The 18341-nt window shown below is 66.6% G+C and carries 17 protein-coding genes and 2 tRNA genes; 7 read left to right on the top strand and 12 right to left on the bottom strand.

The genetic code is table 11. The annotated features are described in order from the left end of the window. The gene (locus G6N34_RS06345) at positions 1-1551 is read right to left on the bottom strand and encodes a carboxyl transferase domain-containing protein (RefSeq protein WP_085152971.1); all 1551 of its coding nucleotides are present in this window, start codon (positions 1549-1551) and stop codon (positions 1-3) included. Between the two features lie 92 nt (positions 1552-1643). Between G6N34_RS06345 and G6N34_RS06340 the strand changes: the two genes are divergently transcribed. Continuing rightward, positions 1644-2273 (top strand): SACE_7040 family transcriptional regulator, encoded by a 630-nt coding sequence (locus tag G6N34_RS06340; RefSeq protein WP_085152969.1) that lies wholly within the window; start codon positions 1644-1646, stop codon positions 2271-2273. Here G6N34_RS06340 and G6N34_RS27590 read toward each other — a convergent pair. The 3 genes from G6N34_RS27590 to G6N34_RS06330 form a co-directional block, all read right to left on the bottom strand. Beyond that, positions 2270-2425 (bottom strand): DUF6131 family protein, encoded by a 156-nt coding sequence (locus G6N34_RS27590; RefSeq protein WP_165763663.1) that lies wholly within the window; start codon positions 2423-2425, stop codon positions 2270-2272. The two genes, G6N34_RS06340 and G6N34_RS27590, sit on opposite strands and share 4 nt — an antisense overlap. Positions 2426-2479: 54 nt before the next feature. Further along, the gene (locus G6N34_RS06335) at positions 2480-2680 is read right to left on the bottom strand and encodes a hypothetical protein (RefSeq protein WP_085152967.1); all 201 of its coding nucleotides are present in this window, start codon (positions 2678-2680) and stop codon (positions 2480-2482) included. A gap of 114 nt (positions 2681-2794) precedes the next feature. After that, entirely contained in the window at positions 2795-4678 is a 1884-nt protein-coding gene (locus G6N34_RS06330) for an alpha/beta hydrolase family protein (RefSeq protein ID WP_234812960.1), read from the bottom strand. 170 nt (positions 4679-4848) lie between these two features. On the opposite strand from G6N34_RS06330, the gene G6N34_RS06325 reads away from it, so the two are divergent. Then, positions 4849-5607, top strand: coding sequence for an MmpS family transport accessory protein (locus tag G6N34_RS06325; RefSeq protein ID WP_085152965.1), 759 nt, complete (start codon positions 4849-4851; stop codon positions 5605-5607). Here G6N34_RS06325 and G6N34_RS06320 read toward each other — a convergent pair. After that, on the bottom strand, positions 5604-6920 hold the full coding sequence (locus G6N34_RS06320) for an MFS transporter (RefSeq protein ID WP_085152963.1): 1317 nt from the start codon (positions 6918-6920) through the stop codon (positions 5604-5606). The two genes, G6N34_RS06325 and G6N34_RS06320, sit on opposite strands and share 4 nt — an antisense overlap. Before the next feature lie 42 nt (positions 6921-6962). Between G6N34_RS06320 and cmrA the strand changes: the two genes are divergently transcribed. Further along, positions 6963-7769, top strand: a complete 807-nt coding sequence (cmrA, locus tag G6N34_RS06315) for a mycolate reductase (protein ID WP_085152961.1) — start codon at positions 6963-6965, stop codon at positions 7767-7769. A gap of 69 nt (positions 7770-7838) precedes the next feature. Here cmrA and G6N34_RS06310 read toward each other — a convergent pair whose 3' ends face one another. Next, the gene (locus G6N34_RS06310; RefSeq protein WP_085153291.1) at positions 7839-9389 is read right to left on the bottom strand and encodes a helicase HerA-like domain-containing protein; all 1551 of its coding nucleotides are present in this window, start codon (positions 9387-9389) and stop codon (positions 7839-7841) included. A 176-nt stretch (positions 9390-9565) separates the two neighbouring features. Between G6N34_RS06310 and orn the strand changes: the two genes are divergently transcribed. Beyond that, complete coding sequence (orn, locus tag G6N34_RS06305) at positions 9566-10201, top strand: oligoribonuclease (RefSeq protein WP_085152959.1); 636 nt, start codon at positions 9566-9568, stop codon at positions 10199-10201. Positions 10202-10244: 43 nt separating this feature from the next. Then, positions 10245-10320, top strand: a tRNA-His gene (locus tag G6N34_RS06300). Between the two features lie 51 nt (positions 10321-10371). Here the strand turns inward: G6N34_RS06300 and G6N34_RS06295 are convergent. The 4 genes from G6N34_RS06295 to G6N34_RS06280 all read right to left on the bottom strand — a co-directional run bounded on the left by G6N34_RS06295 (position 10372) and on the right by G6N34_RS06280 (position 15115). Further along, positions 10372-11049, bottom strand: a complete 678-nt coding sequence (locus G6N34_RS06295) for a hypothetical protein (RefSeq protein ID WP_085152957.1) — start codon at positions 11047-11049, stop codon at positions 10372-10374. A 28-nt stretch (positions 11050-11077) separates the two neighbouring features. Then, entirely contained in the window at positions 11078-11635 is a 558-nt protein-coding gene (locus G6N34_RS06290; protein WP_085152955.1) for a hypothetical protein, read from the bottom strand. Positions 11636-11743: 108 nt separating this feature from the next. Then, positions 11744-13801, bottom strand: a complete 2058-nt coding sequence (locus tag G6N34_RS06285; RefSeq protein WP_163645330.1) for a cellulase family glycosylhydrolase — start codon at positions 13799-13801, stop codon at positions 11744-11746. A gap of 93 nt (positions 13802-13894) precedes the next feature. After that, the gene (locus G6N34_RS06280; RefSeq protein ID WP_085152951.1) at positions 13895-15115 is read right to left on the bottom strand and encodes a L,D-transpeptidase; all 1221 of its coding nucleotides are present in this window, start codon (positions 15113-15115) and stop codon (positions 13895-13897) included. Positions 15116-15285: 170 nt separating this feature from the next. On the opposite strand from G6N34_RS06280, the gene G6N34_RS06275 reads away from it, so the two are divergent. Next, a tRNA-Lys gene (locus tag G6N34_RS06275) sits at positions 15286-15358 on the top strand. A 617-nt stretch (positions 15359-15975) separates the two neighbouring features. Here the strand turns inward: G6N34_RS06275 and G6N34_RS06270 are convergent. Beyond that, positions 15976-16203, bottom strand: coding sequence for a DUF3618 domain-containing protein (locus tag G6N34_RS06270; RefSeq protein WP_085153289.1), 228 nt, complete (start codon positions 16201-16203; stop codon positions 15976-15978). A 107-nt stretch (positions 16204-16310) separates the two neighbouring features. On the opposite strand from G6N34_RS06270, the gene bcp reads away from it, so the two are divergent. After that, entirely contained in the window at positions 16311-16784 is a 474-nt protein-coding gene (gene bcp / locus G6N34_RS06265) for a thioredoxin-dependent thiol peroxidase (protein ID WP_085152949.1), read from the top strand. A 129-nt stretch (positions 16785-16913) separates the two neighbouring features. Here the strand turns inward: bcp and G6N34_RS06260 are convergent, their stop codons facing one another. Further along, positions 16914-18254 (bottom strand): dipeptidase, encoded by a 1341-nt coding sequence (locus G6N34_RS06260; protein ID WP_085152947.1) that lies wholly within the window; start codon positions 18252-18254, stop codon positions 16914-16916. Between the last annotated feature and the right edge of the window lie 87 nt (positions 18255-18341).

The raw sequence follows: 18341 nt of genomic DNA, 5'->3' as shown, positions 1-18341 counted from the left end.
TCACATCCGGAAGACGCCGTAGGACACCGGTTGCGCCGGTGCGTTGCCAACTGCCGAGAGCGCCAATCCCACAACGGTTCTGGTGTCCGCGGGGTCGATCACGCCGTCGTCCCACAGCCGAGCCGTCGAGTAGTAGGGGTTGCCCTGGTGTTCGTACTGGTCTCGGATGGGCGCCTTGAACGCCTCCTCCTCCTCGGCCGACATGTCGCCGCGGACCGTGGCCAGCACCGAGGCGGCCTGTTCGCCGCCCATCACCGAGATACGGGCATTGGGCCACATCCACAGGAAGCGCGGCGAGTAGGCCCGCCCACACATCGAGTAGTTGCCCGCGCCATACGATCCGCCGATGACGATCGTCAGCTTGGGCACCCGCGCGCAGGCCACGGCGGTGACCATCTTGGCGCCGTGCTTGGCGATGCCGCCGGCCTCGTAGTCACGGCCCACCATGAAGCCCGTGATGTTCTGCAGGAACAGCAGCGGCACCATGCGCTTGTCGCACAGTTCGATGAAATGTGCTCCCTTGAGCGCGGATTCGCCGAAGAGGACGCCGTTGTTGGCGACGATGCCGACGGGCTGCCCGTGGATGTGGGCGAAGCCGGTGACCAGCGTGGTGCCGTATTCGGCCTTGAACTCGCTGAACTCACCGCCGTCGACGATGCGGGTGATGACCTCGCGCACGTCATAGGGCACGCGCGCGTCGACCGGAACCACGTCGTACAACTCGGTCTGGTCGGCGATGGCCGGCACGGTCGGGCGCACCTCCCAGGGGCGCGGCGAGCGGGGACCCAACGTCGAGACGATGTTCCGCACGATGCGCAGTGCGTCGCGGTCGTCGTGTGCCAGGTGATCGGTGACTCCGGAGACCTTGGAGTGCAGATCGCCGCCGCCGAGGTCCTCTGCGGTGACCACCTCACCGGTGGCGGCCTTCACCAGGGGCGGTCCACCGAGGAAGATCGTGCCCTGGTTGCGGACGATGATGGCCTCGTCGCTCATCGCGGGCACGTAGGCGCCGCCCGCGGTGCAGGATCCGAGCACCGCGGCGATCTGCGCGATGCCCGCGGCGCTCATGTTGGCCTGGTTGTAGAAGATGCGCCCGAAGTGCTCGCGGTCCGGGAACACCTCATCTTGGCGGGGCAGGAACGCGCCTCCGGAGTCCACGAGATAGATGCAGGGCAACTGGTTCTCGAGCGCGATCTCCTGTGCGCGCAGGTGCTTCTTGACCGTGACCGGGTAGTAGGTGCCGCCTTTGACGGTGGCGTCGTTGGCCACGATCATGCACTCGCGACCCGAGACCCGGCCGATGCCGGCGATCATCCCCGCGCCGGGACATTCGTCGTCGTACATGCCGTCGGCGGCCAGTGGCGCGATCTCCAACAGCGGACTGCCCGGGTCGAGCAGACCGTCCACACGATCGCGTGGCAGCAGCTTGCCGCGTGCCACATGGCGTTCGCGGGCACGCTCGGGCCCACCCAACGCGGCACTGGCCAGCTTCGTACGCAGTTGCGCCACCAGGGCCAAATGCTCGTCGCGGTTCGACGTCCCGGTTGCCATGGCGTCCCATCAAATCAGTTAATGACGACTAACTCATGGTATGTTAGTCATCATTAACCGAAGTGTCCAGACTTCTTCGATAGCGAGGCCTGATGCCTGCCGCCACCGACGAGAACCATCCGACGGTCAGCCGCCGTTCCCGACAGAAGTCGGATCGGCGTTCTCAGCTTCTGGCTGCCGCCGAACGCCAGTTCGCCGAACGTGGATTCCTGGCCGTGCGCCTTGAGGACATCGGTGCGGCGGCCGATGTCAGCGGGCCCGCGATCTACCGCCACTTCCCCAACAAGGAAGCGCTGCTGGTCGAACTCCTCGACGAGGTCAGCACGCGACTCCTGGTCGGCGGACGGGCCGTCGTCGACGACGCCGGGGACGATCCCGTCGCCGCGCTCTACGCGCTCATCGACTTCCATCTCGACTTCACTCTCGGCGAGCCGGGCCTGATCCGGATCCAGGACCGCGACCTGAGCCATCTGCCCGCACCCGCCCTGCGGCAAGTGCGGCGCAGTCAGCGGCAGTACGTCGAGATCTGGGTCCGCGTGCTGCGCCGCCTCGACCCCAAGCGCGACGAGTCCGACGCGCGACTCATGGCCCACGCCGCGTTCGGCCTGATGAACTCCACCCCGTACAGCACAAAGCCGGCCGGTGGAACACCGGCCGGCTTGCGCTCGCGGTCTGTGCTGCGGGCGATGACACTCGCCGCGCTGCGTTCAGCCGAGAGTTAATACCAGTACTTGCGTCCGCCGACCGGACGGCCCACGGAACCCAGGATCCACAGCACCGCGCCGATGACCAGCAGAATGATGCCGATGGTCCACAGGATGTTGATGTGCAGAACGAATCCAAGGATGAGCAGAATTGCTCCGAGGACAATCATGACGAACTCCCTTTCAGTTGTTTTCCCACGAACGAATGTGCTTGAAACTCTTGACTATTGGCTGGGTTGCGGCAGTCTGCAGTCCTCGACTTTCGGGTTGACACCGGCGTAGTTCAGCGGACCGGCGACAACCGTGAGCGCGATCGTTCCCGCAGTGGCGCAGTTGGTTTCGGAGTCCTCGAAATAGCCCCGCTGGAACGTGGCGAAGACTCCGACCAACAGCCAAACAACAGCGATCACGGTGATAAGTCGCATGTATGCCCTCCATTCGCTCCGCACCGTCTGGCGGACAGAGGTTTACCCGACCGAAAGTTTCCCAAACATCACATTTTCGTCATCATTTGCTGACGCATGCAAAGTTGTCCGTGTTCAGCGCGAAAACGCTGTTCCCACCCAGTCCCGAATGGCCTCGGCAAGCCGAACGCGGTTCTCTCGTTTCGCGATCTCATGACCGTCGTCGTCGAACACCAGATAGCTCACGTTGAGCCCGCGATCCCTGCACGCGGCATACATCTGCTCGGACTCACTGACCGGGACGTTGGTGTCATGCCCCCCGTGCACGAGCAGCAGTGGCGCGGTGAGCGCGTCGACCCGTTGCAGCGGCGACAATTCCTCGAGCAGAGCGCGGTCACTGACGGGGTGCCCGTACTTCGGCTGGGCCGCCGCCGCGATCCAGGCTTCGGTGTTGTGATAGAAGCTGTTGAGGTCGCTCATGCCACACACGCTGACTCCGGCGGCAAACAGATCGGGGTGGAAGGTCAAGGCGGCCAGCGTCAGATAGCCCCCATAGGACCACCCGGCACACGCCACCCGGTCGCGGTGGGCGTGTCCGCGAGCGATCAGGTGCTGCACGCAGTCAGCGACGTCGTCGATGGCCGCGAACCGTTTGTCGCGATCGTCGGCGTGCATGAAGGTCCGTCCGAAGCCGCCCGATCCGCGCACGTTGGGCGCGAAGACCGTGATTCCTGCGTCCAGCAGCAGCGGGAAGACCTCGCTGTACCCGGGCCGCGACTGGCCCTCGGGACCGCCGTGCAGATAGATCAGGGTTCCACGGTCCGGTGCCCCCGCCGGTGGCGCGTACAGCCACCCCGTCAGGGTCAGACCGTCGCGGGCGGTCACGGTCTCCAGGATCGGCTGCTCGGCCAGCGGACCCGACATCGGCACCCGGTCGACGGGCTCCCACTCCCAGGACCGGGTGTCCACGAGCTCGACAGTGCGTGGCTGCGAAGGGCTTTCGACCGTCACCGCCACCATCGAACCGCCGGCGCTGATCGACAGCTCACTGGCCACCAGGCCCGGCAGCGGGATCATCCGGCTCATCGTACGATCGGCGTACTGCATGACCTGCAATTCACTGCAGCCGTGGATGTTCCACAGCATGGCCACGGTGGACAGGTCGTCACTGATGACGAACTCGTCCAACTCGACCCCCTCGCGCTCAGCCACCACCTGATAGGTGACCCCGTCCTCGGTCACAGTGACCTCGAGCAGCCTGGCGTGGTCGGTGCCGTTGTCGCTGCGGATCAGTGCGCGCACGAAACCCGCTGTGCTGTCGGACCCGTACTCCTTGGCCGGGTGGTAGAGCTTGGTGGATTCGCCGTCCGGCCCATATCTCAGGCGTCGCGGATGGTGGTCGTCGAGGATCACGCCGGCATCGGTGGTGGAGCCGGGATCGTAGGGCAGCAGCGCGATCTCGGTGAGCCCGTGCAGCATCAGCAGTTCCCGATATCCCCTCGGCCCGACTCTGATCAGGGCCGCACCGGCCCAGGAGTCCACGAGCCGCCCGGCCGAACGGCGGTCCAGCACCACCCGATCGCCGGTGGCCGGGTCGATCAGACAGGACTGTCCGACACCGTCGTCGCCGGTGAGGATCGCCGCGACCGTGGTGCCGTCCCAGCCGATGAGTTCCGCAGTGCCGTCGGTGGTGTGCGGGTCCTGCGAGCCCAACGCGTCGATCCGTCGCGCGGCGCGATCGTCGGGATCGGTGGTGACCACCCAGATCTGCGTGCGCGAACCACCCTCGGGGGCCACCTCGCAGGCCAGCCAGTGGCCGTCGGCGGAGTGCATGACGCGCGTGACCGGGCCCTCCACCGGAAGTTCGACGTCGCGGGACGACGATGCGCGCCAGCCCCGCAGGAAGCGTTGCACGGCCCGCGGGTAACCGCCGTCGTCGACGATGTGGGCGAACGCCGTGGCGTCAGGGGACAACGACGGACCGTAGATCGCGCGCACATGGCGCACCTGCGATCCCACAGTCAGTCCTCCTCGCCGTCCGGCCTTTCGCAGGCTACCTACGATGGGCGCGTCGCAGGCAGCCGCGAGCACACCACTCAATATCCTTTGTGCTTTGTCACATAGGATAATTGCGCCTTGCCGACCGGCAGTCTCCGATCCGCAGGTAGCCTGCAAGTCATGAGGTGGTCATGAGCGATCCCCAGTGGCCCCAGGGTCCCGATCCGAGATGGTCGGGGTGGTCGCCACCAACGGAACCCCTGGGAGACCGGAACACCGGGAATCCCGATCCCGCATACGCCGGGCAGTTCAGTTACCCCAGCTACACCCCGCCGCCCGGGCAGGACGCAACCCGCCAACTGCCACCGCACTGGACCCAGACCCAGTACCAGGCCCCCGGCCAGGACCAATCCGAGTTGCCGCCCGAACCGCCGCGGTCGCCACGCTGGTTGTGGTTGCTCGCGGGCGCCGCGGTGCTGCTGGTGATCGGCCTCGTGGTGGCCCTCGTGATCGCGAACGGAGCCTCCAAGCAGGACTCCGCGGTGACTCCCCTGCCGACCATGCCGCAGCCGACCGGTTCAGCGCCGACCACCACGACGCGGACCCCGCCCCGCACAGCGACCTCGGTTCCTCCTCCTGTGCCCAGGGTGCCGACGGAGTCGCCGACCACCACCGAGTCGGGGCCGACGCAGACCGTGGTCTACAGCGTGACCGGCGAGGGACGTGCGATCAGCATCACCTACGTCGACTCCGGCGGAATTCTGCAGATGGAGTTCAACGTCGTCCTGCCGTGGACCAAGGAGGTGACGTTGTCCCCGCCCGCGTCGACCGCGGCCAGTGTCACGATCCTCAACGTCGGCCGCGACGTCACGTGCACCGTGACGGTGGATGGCCAATCGGTCCGGGAGCGCACGAGTTCGGGCCTGACGATCTGCGCTGCGGCAGGCTAGTTCTCGACTCCGTGCCGTTGGTGCGGCGCCCGTACCACCAGCATCGCGCCCAGGCCCACGACCAGTACCACCAGGATTCCGCCCAGGCCGGCACGATCGGCGTTGAACACGTCGACGAACAGGAAGAACAGCCAGGGCGCCAGGAATGAGACCGCCCTTCCGGTCATCGTGTAGAGGCCGAACGCGACGCCCTCTCGACCGTCGGTCGTCAGGCGCAGCAGCAGCGTCCGCGCCGAGGCCTGCGTGGGGCCCAGGAACAGGCACAGCGCCAACCCGCAGAGCCAGAATGCGGTGGGTCCCGACGCTGAGAGCAGCGTCAGTCCGACGGCGATCATGACGGTCAGCGACCCCACGATGACGGGCTTGGACCCGATTCGGTCATCGACGAGTCCGCCGACCACCGCGCCGAACCCCGCCACGATGCAGGCCACGACACCGAACATCAGCACGTCGGCCTGCGAGATGCCGTACACCGACACCCCGAGCACCGCGCCGAACGTGAACACCCCGGTCAGTCCGTCGCGGAAGATCGCGCTGGCGGCGAGGTAGTACACCAGGTTGCGGTCACGTCGCCATTCCGCGACCAGGTCGGCCCACACCCGCCGGTAGGCCCCGAGCATGCTCACCGGGACGTGCGGGGCCGCGTCGAGTGGGGTGAGGTGGTGCGCGGTGAACAGCAACGGCAGCGCGAACAACGCGAACCACACCGCCGCGACCACCATCACCAGGCGGATGTTGAGTCCGTCGTCGGCGGGGATCCCCAGAAGGCCGCGCTGCGGTCCGTCCCCCATGATGAAGCCTACGTAGACCAGCAACAGCAACAGGACGCTGCCGAGAAACCCTGCGCCCGAACCCAATCCGGAGATCCGACCCGACGTCGCGGGAGTCGCCAACTGCCGCAGCATCGCGTTGTACGGCACCCCGGCCAGATCTCCACACGCGGCCGTGGCGGCCAGCAGCGCCAGGCCCGCGAACAGATAGCGGGGGTCGTCGCGGATCAGGCTCATGGCCGCGGTCAACACGACCGCCAGACCCGTCAGGATGGTCAGCGCGCGGCGCCGCCGTTGCGGAGCCTGCACCCACACCCCGATCACGGGGGCCAGGGTGGCGACGGTCAACCCCGCGATGGTCAGGGCGCGGCCCAGCCAGCTCGTCGGCGATGCCCCGCCCGGCATGCCCTCCCCCACAGACTCTGTGAGGTAGACGGAGAACACGAACGTCACGACGATCGCGTTGAGGCCCACGAAACCGCAGTCCCACAGCGCCCAGGCGGCGATACGAGATCTGCGTACGCCGGTCGGCGCCTCAGTCATGCCCGGCACTCTATCCAGTGCGGCCTTGTCTACGATTGCCGCATGCCTGTACCCCCACCCAGTCCGGATGCTCGCGCGGTCGTCACGGGCGCGTCGCAGGGCATCGGCGAGGCCCTGGCCACCGAACTCGCCGCCCGCGGCCACAGCCTGATCGTGACGGCCCGGCGCGGTGACGTGCTGACCGGCCTGGCCGAGCGGCTCACCGAGCGTTACGGCGTCACCGTCGAGGTGCGTGCCGTCGACCTGACCGACGTCGCCGGCCGCGATGCGCTGTCCGAAGAACTGGCCAGCCGGCCCATCTCGATCCTGTGCAACAACGCAGGTACGGCCACCTTCGGACCCGTCGCCAAGCTGGATCCGGCCGTCGAGAAGGCCCAGGTTCAACTGAACGCCATTGCGGTGCATGACCTTACACTTGCGGTGCTGCCCGGAATGATCGCACGCGGCGCGGGCGGCATCCTGATCTCCGGGTCCGCGGCAGGCAACTCGCCGATTCCGAACAACGCGACCTACGCCGCCAGCAAGGCCTTCGCCAACACGTTCAGCGAGTCACTGCGCGGCGAGGTCAAGAGCGCCGGCGTCCATGTGACGCTGCTGGCGCCCGGGCCCGTGCGCACCGAGTTGCCCGACGCCACCGAACGTTCCCTGGTGGAGAAGCTGATCCCGGACTTCCTGTGGATCAACACCGAATACACCGCCCGGGTGTCGCTCGACGCGCTCGAGCACAACCGGATGCGCGTCGTCCCCGGTCTGACGTCCAAGGCCATGTCGGTGGCCAGCGGGTACGCCCCGCGGGCCATCGTCGCCCCGATCGTCGGCGCGGTCTACAAGAAGCTCGGCGGCGACTGAGCGATTTCGGCGCGTTTCCAGGCGCACAGCGCCGGAAACCGCGCCGAAGTCACCGCTTGCGGCCCGGTCTCACCGCTTGCGGCGGCGGCCCGTGCCGAAGATGCTGCGGGTGATCTCGCGGCCGATCACCGTGCCCGCCGAACGCATCGCGCTCTTGAACGCCGGGCTCTCCATCATCTTGTCGAGGAAGCCCGGTTCCGGCGGGGCAGCCGGTGCGGGCATCGGGGGGATGTCGATTCCGGTCGGCACGGGCGGCAGTTCGTCCTTCGCCGGTGGCGGGGCCAACGCGGCAGCCAATCTCTCGTAGGCCGAGTCGCGGTCGATGGTCTGGCCGTACTCAGCCTGCAGCGGGCTGGCCTTCGCGGCGGCCGAGATCGCATCCGGGCCGATCGTGTCCATCAGTGACCGCGGCGCGCGCATCCGCGTCCAGGCCACCGGCGTCGGGGCGCCCCGTTCCGAGAGGACGGTGACGACGGCCTCGCCGATACCCAACGACGTCAGCGCCGACTCGAGGTCGTACACCTTGGTCTTGGGGTAGGTCCGGACGGTCTTCGACAGTGCCTTCTGGTCGTCGGGAGTGAAGGCGCGCAGCGCGTGCTGCACCCGGGCGCCGAGCTGAGACAGCACGTTGTTGGGGATGTCGGTCGGAAGCTGCGTGCAGAAGAACACCCCGACGCCCTTGGAGCGGATCAGCTTGACGGTCTGCTCGACCTGTTCCAGGAACGCCTTGGAGGCGTCGTTGAACAGCAGGTGCGCCTCATCGAAGAAGAACACCAGCTTGGGCTTGTCCAGGTCGCCGACCTCGGGCAGGTAGGTGAACAGGTCGGCCAGCACCCACATCAGGAAGGTCGAGAACATCACCGGGCGGGCGGCCTGGGCGCCCAGTTCCAGCAGCGTGATGACACCGCGGCCCTGCGCGTCGACGCGCATCAGGTCGTCGGGGTTGAGTTCCGGCTCACCGAAGAAGGTGTCGGCGCCTTCGGCTTCGAGGTTGATCAACGCACGCAGGATCACCCCGGCCGTCGTGCTCGACACCGCGCCCAGCGCCTTCAGTTCCGGCTTGCCCTCGGCACTGGTCAGGTATTGGATCACCGACCGCAGGTCCTTGAGATCCAGCAGCGGCAGGCCCTTCTGGTCGGCCCAGTGGAAAATCAGGCCGAGCGTGGACTCCTGAGTCTGGTTGAGGCCCAACACCTTCGACAACAGGATGGGTCCGAAGCTGGTGATCGTCGCGCGCACCGGGACGCCGATGCCATCGGTGCCCAGCGACAGGAACTCCACCGGGAAGCCCGTCGGCGTCCACTCGTCGGCGGTGTCGGCGGCGCGCTGCGTGGTGTTGTCGTTGGACACACCGGGTTTCGACAGCCCGGACAGATCACCCTTGACGTCGGCCATGAGCACCGGGACCCCGGCGGCCGACAACTGCTCGGCGAGCACCTGCAGCGACTTGGTCTTGCCGGTGCCCGTCGCGCCCGCCACCAGTCCGTGGCGGTTCACCGTCTTGAGCGGGATGCGCACCCGACACGTGGGGTCCACCTCTCCGTCGACGACGACGGAGCCCAACTCGAGCGCCGGACCGTCCACCGAGTAGCCGGCGGCGATGTGCTGTGCGGGGGTCATCGCCGATCCCGTGTCGGTGGTTTCAGTGCTCACAGCCGAGGTCCTCTCGCCCAGATTCGTTGCCAGTGCGCGCGGTGCAGCAATGCACGACCTTACTTGCCCGACTCCCGCTTGGAGTCGCCTGCAGCGGTGGGGTGCTGCGTGAGCAGGCTGAAGTACGCCTACTGTTAAGCGCTGTGCGCGACGAATTGGTGTGGATCGACTGTGAGATGACGGGCCTCGACCTGGGGTCTGACCGGCTGATCGAGATTGCTGTGCTGGTCACCGACGCCGAACTCAATGTGCTGGGTGAGGGCATCGATGTGGTGATCCACGCCGAGGACGCGGCACTGGCCGGGATGATCGACGTCGTCAAGAAGATGCATGCCCGGTCCGGTCTGACCGACGAGGTCAGGGCCTCGACGGTGGACGTACCCACGGCCGAGAAGATGGTGCTCGACTACATCAAGCAGCACGTCAAGCAGCCCAAGACCGCACCACTGTGCGGCAACTCGATCGCCACCGACCGCGGGTTCATCGCACGTGACATGCCTGCGCTCGACAACTACCTGCACTACCGGATGATCGACGTCAGTTCGATCAAGGAACTGTGCCGGCGCTGGTATCCGCGGATCTACTTCGGCCAGCCCGAAAAAGGCCTCGCGCACCGCGCCCTGGCCGACATCCACGAGTCGATCCGCGAGTTGAAGTACTACCGTGCGACGGCGTTCGTGGCCCCGCCCGGGCCCGCCACCAGCGATATCGCCGCAGTTGCGGCCGAACTCGGCCCGCCGACGGATACCGATTCGGCTCCAGAGCCTCCGACCAGTTAAGATCGACCACGCTGCACACGCCGGTCCGCCGGACGCAGCAATGGTGGCTGTAGTTCAGTTGGTAGAGCACCAGGTTGTGATCCTGGCTGTCGCGGGTTCGAGTCCCGTCAGCCACCCCAACTGCAGAAGCGCCGCCCACGAAAGTGGGCGGCGCTTCTGTCATATCGGGCTCAGCCGTTGTCGGCGCGGGCCTGCTGCCGCTTCTGCTTCTCGGTCTCGGCCAAGGCCTCGGCCTTCGCCGCCTCGGAGCGCTTGCGTGCCGCCTCGTTGCGTCGAGTCTTCGCGTCGTCCTGTTTGGCCTCGGCGACCGCGACGGCAGATCGCTCGGCGGCCTCGATGCGCGCCTCCTCGGCACGCGTGGTCGACTGTGCGGACTTCCGGCGCTGTGCGGCGACCTCGTCGGCCCGCTCCTTGGCCGCGACGGTCCGCTTGGTGGCCGCCTCCTCGGCGACCTGCTTACGCTGCGCGGCGGCGGCTCGGGCGTTGCGCTGCTTGTCCAGCTTCGCGCGGTGCGCCTCGTCGTGTACCTCCGCGGCGCGCTCGCTCTCCTTCTCAAGGCGTCTGCGGGCCCGCTCACGCTCCTGCTCGGCCTCCTCCGCGAGGATCTTGGCCTCGAATCGGGCCGTGCTGCGCTGGGCGATCGCGACTCCGCGCATCTCAAGATCGGAGTCACCGAGAATGCCTCCGACCGCGGCGTCGAGTGCACCGAACGAGCGTTCAAACAGAAGTCGTGCCGGCGCCTCCTCGTCGATCCTGGACACGATGCGCTGTTCGATCAGGTGTAACGGGAATCGCGCGATCCGGTACTGCGTCCGTAACAGCGCAAAGGGAATCTGAGCCAGATTCATTGGACACTCCTCTTCTCCGCTGCTGCCTTCACGGCAGGTCAGCGTCTTCAGTCAGCTCGTCGGCCTGCTTACGGATGCGTTTGGCCTCAGCCTCGGCCCGATCCGCGTCGGACAGGGACTGCTGGTACTCATCGAGCGCCTCGCCGTATTGGGCGGTGGCGACCTTGCGCTCCTGCTCCTCGCGGTTGGCGGCCTGAGCGGCCTGCGCCTCCGCGGCCTGCTCAGCGGCAGCCTTCTCCCGTGCGGCATCGTTTCGTGCGGCCTGCTCAGCGGTCTTCCGCTGCGCGATCTGCTCCTCACGAATCTGCTGCTGCGTCGCCGCGGCGCGGACATGGGCCGCGCCACGCTGCTGCGCTCCAGCGATCTCTGCTGCGTCAGCCAACTGCTCCGCCTGTTCGTCCTGCGCGTCGGCCACCGACTGAAGCGCGCTGGCCTCGCGTCGCTCCTGGGCTTCATGGCGCTCCAGCTGACCCTCTGCGGTCAATGAATCGTTACGGGTGATGGCACCCACAACCTCTTTCGCCCTGCCCTTGATCGACGCGACGAAACCCTTGCGCGCCTCGTCTGCTGTGCCGTCCTCGGCCATGTGGACTCTCCTCTCCTCTCCGCCTCGTTGGGGCGGAGTCGCTGTCGAGACCTCTCTGTCGAGGTTCCACATAGGAGAACTTTGAAACATTTGTGATCTGGACCACAGTCAGTCCGGATCGGCGGCCTGCCCCGAGTCGGCCGTCGCAGGGCCTGCCGAATTCGCCTGGTCAGTCGGGGTTTCCACAAGCGACGACGCCGACCCGGGATCAGCAGTATCAGTCCCATTCCCGCGCCCCCCTCCGGCGCCCGCGGGACCCCGTTGGGCGAGCAGCACGCGGTCCTTGATCTGATCTCGCAGATCGGCCCGGCGCTGTTTGAGAACCTGCCTGAAGTCCGGCTTGGCCTCGGCCTCGGGTCCGGGCTTGTGGTCGACGGCCTGTCCCCCGTCACCCCCAGCCTCGGCCGCGGGCTTGAGGTCGACAGCCTGTCCCCCGTCACCCCCAGCCTCGGCCGCGGGCTTGAGGTCGACAGCCTGTCCCCCGTCACCCCCAGCCTCGGCCGCGGGCTTGAGGTCGACACCGGACTGTCCCTCGTTGTCCCCGACCGGCGTGAGGTCTACAGCGAGTTGCCCCACCTCGACCGCGGACTGTCCTAGCTGCGCGTCGGTGACGGACTGGTCCGCGTCAGACGACCCCTCGATCGACCCGCGGTGCGGCTCGACCAACTCACGCGCAGATTCCCGCGCCAACCGCACGAAGTCCCGTCCCTGTCGCGAGGTTTCGTCATGAGGATCGGTTGCCACCGAAGCGGCCCGTTCGTCGATGGCGGCGCCCGTCGCGGCCGCCACGGACTTCCGCGTGAGTCCCAGCGCCGAACCGACGGTGTCGACCACAGCGCGCACCAGAGCGGTGACCGCCGAAACGGCAAACTGCACAACAGCTCTGGGGACGATCAGGAGGAAGCTGATGAGCTGGCGGCCGAGCATCAACAACTGCTGGAAGTCACTGATCTTGGGGATGGCGGCCTGGAACGGCGTCAGCTCACCGTCGTCGGCGAAGTCGGCGTAGAGATCTCGGATGGTCTGCACGACCTTCTTCTCGTCCCAGTCGCTGTAGAAGATGCCGAAGTTCTCTTCGTCGTCGAAGCCACCGGAGTTGATGTCCCGTGTGCTGTAGATGAAGATCGGGCCCGCGCCCTCGACGTTCTGCCAGGCCACCACGAGGTCGCGGATGAAGTCGGCCTGATGCTGCTCGGTCACGGGACCGTTGGTCGGCACCCCATATTCCGTGATCCAGATCTTCTTGGTGGTGCCTTCGCCCTCGTACTGAACCATCAAGGCGCGCAGTGCATTGACCTGATTCAACGGAGAATTGGCCAGGCCGGCACCCTGGGAGAACGGCATCGTGGGGTTGTACGGGTGGTAGGACAGAGCGTCGAAGTAGTCCGCAGCGCCGTTCTCGTACATCTCACGGAAGAAGGACACCGGGTTCTGCGACAGGCCCGGGATGGTGATCACCGAACCCAGTACGCCGGCGATGACAACCGCGTCGGGGTCGGCGTCGCGAATCATCGGAGAGGCGGCCTTGAGCATCGCGGTGTACGACGACGCGCTGACCGGGTTGTAGAACAGGGCTCCGTTGGGTTCGTTCCAGATCTCGTAGGCCGAGATCTTGCCGTGGGTCTGATCGCCGTGGGCGTCGGTGTCGACGACGCCGTCATAACGGTCGGCGACCGCGCCTGCGAACTCGGCGTACTCCTGCGGGTCGGAGTGCCCGTTGAGTGGGAACCCCGCCCACGTGGGCGTCGCAGTGATGACCCCGACGACGTTGATGCCCTTGGCATTCGCGGTCTGCACGACGTAGTCCATCTTGGTCCAGTCGTACTGGTCGTTGCGCTTCTCCATGTACACCCACGGGACAGCGACCCGGATGTCCGTCACGCCCAATTCCGCCAACTTGGTCAGCGTCTTGTCGATCTCGGCGTCCGACATCGTGTAGAGGTCAGAGTCGGCGACACCCAACGTGGAGGGACTCTGGACGATTCCAGCTCCCGTCTGTGTGGTGCTCACACCCGTCAGGAGGAACGGGATGCCAACCTGTTTCGGCGTGACCGCCGACACCAGCACCGGACCATGGGACGCGGCGGCCACACTGAGCATCGCCGCTGCGGCGCCGACTGCGACCGTGCGTCGCGCGACACGGTGCAGGAGAGAAGGACGGTTCACCAGCGGCCTCCGATGCGTCTGACGCGGACGTTAGTTATCCGCACGCTATCGCGAAGCCCACCGTTTCACGGGTCAACCCGCCACATTGGGCCGTCAGGCGCTGGAGTTGCCGGCCTTCCACTGGGACCACGGAATGTTCCAGTCCCCCAGCCCGTCTGTGCCGGGAAGTGTCGAGCCCACGGTGTTCTTCACCTCGACGATGTCGCCGCGCTTGGTGTTGTTGTAGAACCACTGCGCGTTGCTGGTGCTCACGTTCAGGCATCCGTGGCTGACGTTCGAGTACCCCTGACTCCCGACGGACCACGGCGCGCCGTGCACATAGATGCCGCTGTAGGACATCTGTGTCGCGTATTCGACCTCGGTGCGATAACCGTTGGGCGAGTTCACCGGGACGCCGTAGGTCGACGAGTCCATCACCAGTTCGGCGAACCGGTCGCCGATGATGTAGGTGCCGTTGTTGGTGGGCGTGCTGTTCTTGCCCATCGAGGTCGGCATGGTCTTGACGACCTCGCCGTTCACCCGGACGGTGATCGTCTTGGTGTTGTCGTCCGCGGTCGCGATCACCTCGTCACCGATGGTGAAGTGCGTGCTCACGTTGTCCTGCCCGAACAGGCCATCGCCCAGGTCGATGCCGTAGGTGTTCACCGAGACGTCGACGGTGGTGCCGGGCTTCCAGTAATGCTGCGGCCGCCAGCGCACTTCACGATTGTTCAGCCAGTAAAACGCGCCCTCCACAGGCGGATTCGTGGTGACCTTGATGGCACGCTCGGCGGCGACTCGGTTGGGGATGTTCTCGTCGAACCGCACCGCGATGGGCTGTCCGACGCCGACCGTCTCACCGTCGTTCGGCATCAGATACGGCATCGTCAGGTTGTCCGGCGAGTGCGTCTCGAAAGCCATCGTCTGGGTCGTCTCACCGCCGAGGCCCAGTGACCGCGCCTCGAGGGTGTAGTGCTTGTTGTATCCGAGGGGTTCGTCGGTGGACCACGTCAGGCCGTCGGGGCTGAGCTTGCCCGACACCGCGGTGCCCTCTTCGTTGACCATCGACACCGAGCCCAGGACACCGTCCTCGGCCGTCACCGTGACCGGCTTGTCGACCGCCACACCCACGGCCCCGTCGGTGACCGAGGCCGAGAGCTTCGGCACGAGCAGATCAGCGAACGGGGTGCCCTTGTCGGCGATCCGCTGGGGCTCGGCTGACTCCGACCCCGCGCCGCACGCGCTCACCCCCAGCACCACAGCCGGGACCAGCAGCAGAGCCGCCAGCCAACGTCGACCACCACGCGGACGGGTCACAGAACGGACCTGCCACATATTTTTGTCCCACCTCACAGCCGGAGCCACCCCAGGAATTCTTGGCAACAGTCTAAGGGCAGATTTGGACACCACGCGCGACCGCATCGTCACGCAGAACATTTGCGCAGGTGGGAATATCGATTTCATTCCACGCCGCGATGCCTGATAGTGTCTCACACGCACCAAACGCGCCGTTAGCTCAGTTGGTAGAGCAGCTGACTCTTAATCAGCGGGTCCGGGGTTCGAAACCCTGACGGCGCACAGTCACTTCAGGCCAGGCGGACACCCGCCTGGCCTGAAGTGTTTCTGGGCTGCACTCCACCGCGCAGGCGGTGTTCCCACGCCAGCTCTCCACCGCGTAGGCGGTGTGCCCAAACCTGCACTCCACCGCGTCGGAGGCATCCTCGGGCGGTGGTTTCATCGGGCAGGACACACATCTCGCGGTCAGCAACCGTCGCCCAGCCGGTCCCTCTCGATCCCAGACCAAGATCTTCACCAGCGACAATATGCGCTGGACAACCCCCGAGTTGCGGTGCGGGCTAGGCTGGCAAACGGAACCGCCGGTAACGGGAACTTTGCAATCTTGTGGGTTTACGCCACTTTTACTGGGAATATCGCCGATAACGGTGTTAGCATCGAGTTAGCTGCAGCACATTGTCGATATCGTTCCCAGCCCACGCCGCAACCCAACGAGGTTTAGCTATGTCGACGGCACACCGCCATCTCGGTGACGCTATGGGAACCCCCGGCGCCCACCACGCGCTAACTTCACAGCCCCCGGTTCAGATCAGAAGCTGCAGCCGCATCGGGATGTCGGCCAATCCGCCGGGGTTCCAGTGGTCGTTCGGGTGGTTTCGTCGCCGGTAGCGACGGATCGATCAGCGGTTGCGGATCCGGCGGATCACCAACGCGACCGTGAGCAGTCCCAGGCCCGCCAGCGAGATCGTCACGGCTGGCTTCTGCACGAATGCCAGCGCCTTCGCCTTGGCATCGTCGGCGATTCGCTGCGGGTTCGCGCGCTCCGCCAACAGGTCCACCGTCGACGCGAGTTGCGTGCGCGCCTGATCGATCTCCTTCTTGATCTCTTCGGGATCTCGATCCGCCACGCTCATCCTCCAAGTCGTACCGGCCACGCTGCTGTGTGCCCCTGCCGCACTACCCTAGATCAGCACCGAGCGATATCCACGCACCGGTGGACAGGAGGGAACCGACCTTGACCGCGACCACACGACTCGAAGCCGGCGACAAAGCACCGTCGTTCAGCCTGCCCGACGCCGACGGCAACACCGTGAAGTTGTCCGACTTCAAGGGCCGCAAGGTCGTCGTGTACTTCTACCCCGCCGCGTCCACGCCCGGCTGCACCAAGCAGGCCTGCGATTTCCGCGACAGCCTGGCTGAGCTGAACGAGGCCGGACTCGACGTCGTCGGCATCTCCCCCGACAAGCCCGAGAAGCTCGCCAAGTTCCGGGACGCCGAAGGGCTGAACTTCCCGCTGCTGTCCGACCCCGAGAAGAAGGTCCTCACCGAGTGGGGCGCCTTCGGCGAGAAGAAGATGTACGGCAAGACCGTGCAGGGCGTCATCCGCTCGACGTTCGTCGTCGACGAGAAGGGCAATGTCGAGGTGGCACAGTACAACGTCAAGGCCACCGGACACGTCGCCAAGCTGCGCCGCGACATCTCGGTCTGACTCAGCCGGCGAACATATCGGGGTGGAGCGCGTCATCCCTCTGGGTCGGCGCCGCGCTCTACCTCGCCGTCAGCGTCCTCCTCTGCCACCTCGGCTGGCGACGGTCTCGAAGCGACAACGGATAGGTCGTCAGCGCGGCGAATCGGCACCCAACGCCGCCAGCAGCAGCGTCTCGGCCGTCGCGGCCTTCTCCAGCACCCCCAGGTGCAGGCTTTCGTTGATGCTGTGCGCCTGTGTGCCCGGATCCTCCACGCCGGTCACCAGAATCGTGGCGGCCGGAAACGCGGCGGCGAACTCTGCGATGAACGGTATGGACCCACCCATCCCCATATCGACCGGTGCGGTGCCCCAGGCCTTTTCGAACGCGACGCGGGCAGCGTCGTAGACCGTGCCGCTGGCGTCGATCGCGTAGGGCTGGCCGACGTCGCCCTCGGTGACGGTGACCTTGGCACCCCACGGGACGTGGCTCTCCAGGTGGGCGCGCAGTGCGGCCAGGTGCGCCGCCGCGTCGCCGCCGGGGGCCACCCGCATGGACACCTTGGCCTTTGCGCTGGGGATCAGGGTGTTGGACGACTTGGCGATGGGCGTGGTGTCGATGCCGACCACCGTGATCGCGGGCTTGGCCCACATCCGTTGCACCACTGAGCCAGTACCGATCTGCTCGACGCCGTCCAGCAGGCCGGACTCCTCGCGCACCCAGTCCGGGCCACGGTCGACGTCGGCTGCGGTCCCCTCGTACAGGCCTGCCACCGCGACGTTGCCGTCGTCGTCGTGCAGGCTGGCCAGCAGCCGTACCAGCACGCTCAACGCGTCAGGCACCACACCGCCCCACAGACCCGAGTGCAGGCCGTGGTCCAGGGTCGCCACCTCGACGACACAGTCGGCGAGGCCGCGCAGCGACACCGTGAGGGCGGGAATGTCCGCGCTCCAGTTGTCGGAGTCGGCGATGATGATGACGTCGGCAGCGAGGTCGTCCTTGTGGGCGGCCAGCAGACGCCCGAGCGACGGCGAGCCGGACTCCTCCTCACCCTCGACGAACACCGTCACACCCACCGGCGGCTTGCCGTCAAAAGCGCGCATGGCCGCCAGATGCGTTGCGATGCCGGCCTTGTCGTCCGCGGTGCCGCGACCGTAGAGGCGGCCGTCCCGCTCGGTCGGCTCGAAGGGCTCGGAAAGCCACTGCATGCGATCCCCTTCGGGCTGCACGTCGTGGTGGGCGTAGAGCAGCACGGTCGGGGCACCGGCGGGTGCGGGATGCTTGGCGATCACCGCGGGGGCGCCGCCCTCGCTCACGATCCGGACGTCGTCGAACCCCACACCGGTGAAGAGGTCGGCCACGGCCTGTGCGCAGCGGTGCACCTCGTCACGGCGTTCGGGGTCGGCCCACACCGATTCGATGCGGACCAGGTCCTCGAGATCGGCGCGCACCGACGGCAGGATCTCACGCACGCGCGCCTGCAGATCACTCATGGGGACGAGGTTAGTCGGCCGCCAGGCCGCCGAACGCGCGGCAAGCCCCGTCCAGCGTGCAGTGACGTACACATCACCCGGCGTGTC

The sequence above is a fragment of the Mycolicibacterium confluentis genome, from assembly GCF_010729895.1.
Taxonomy (GTDB): domain Bacteria; phylum Actinomycetota; class Actinomycetes; order Mycobacteriales; family Mycobacteriaceae; genus Mycobacterium; species Mycobacterium confluentis.
This window is presented reverse-complemented; position numbering and strand designations above follow the sequence as displayed.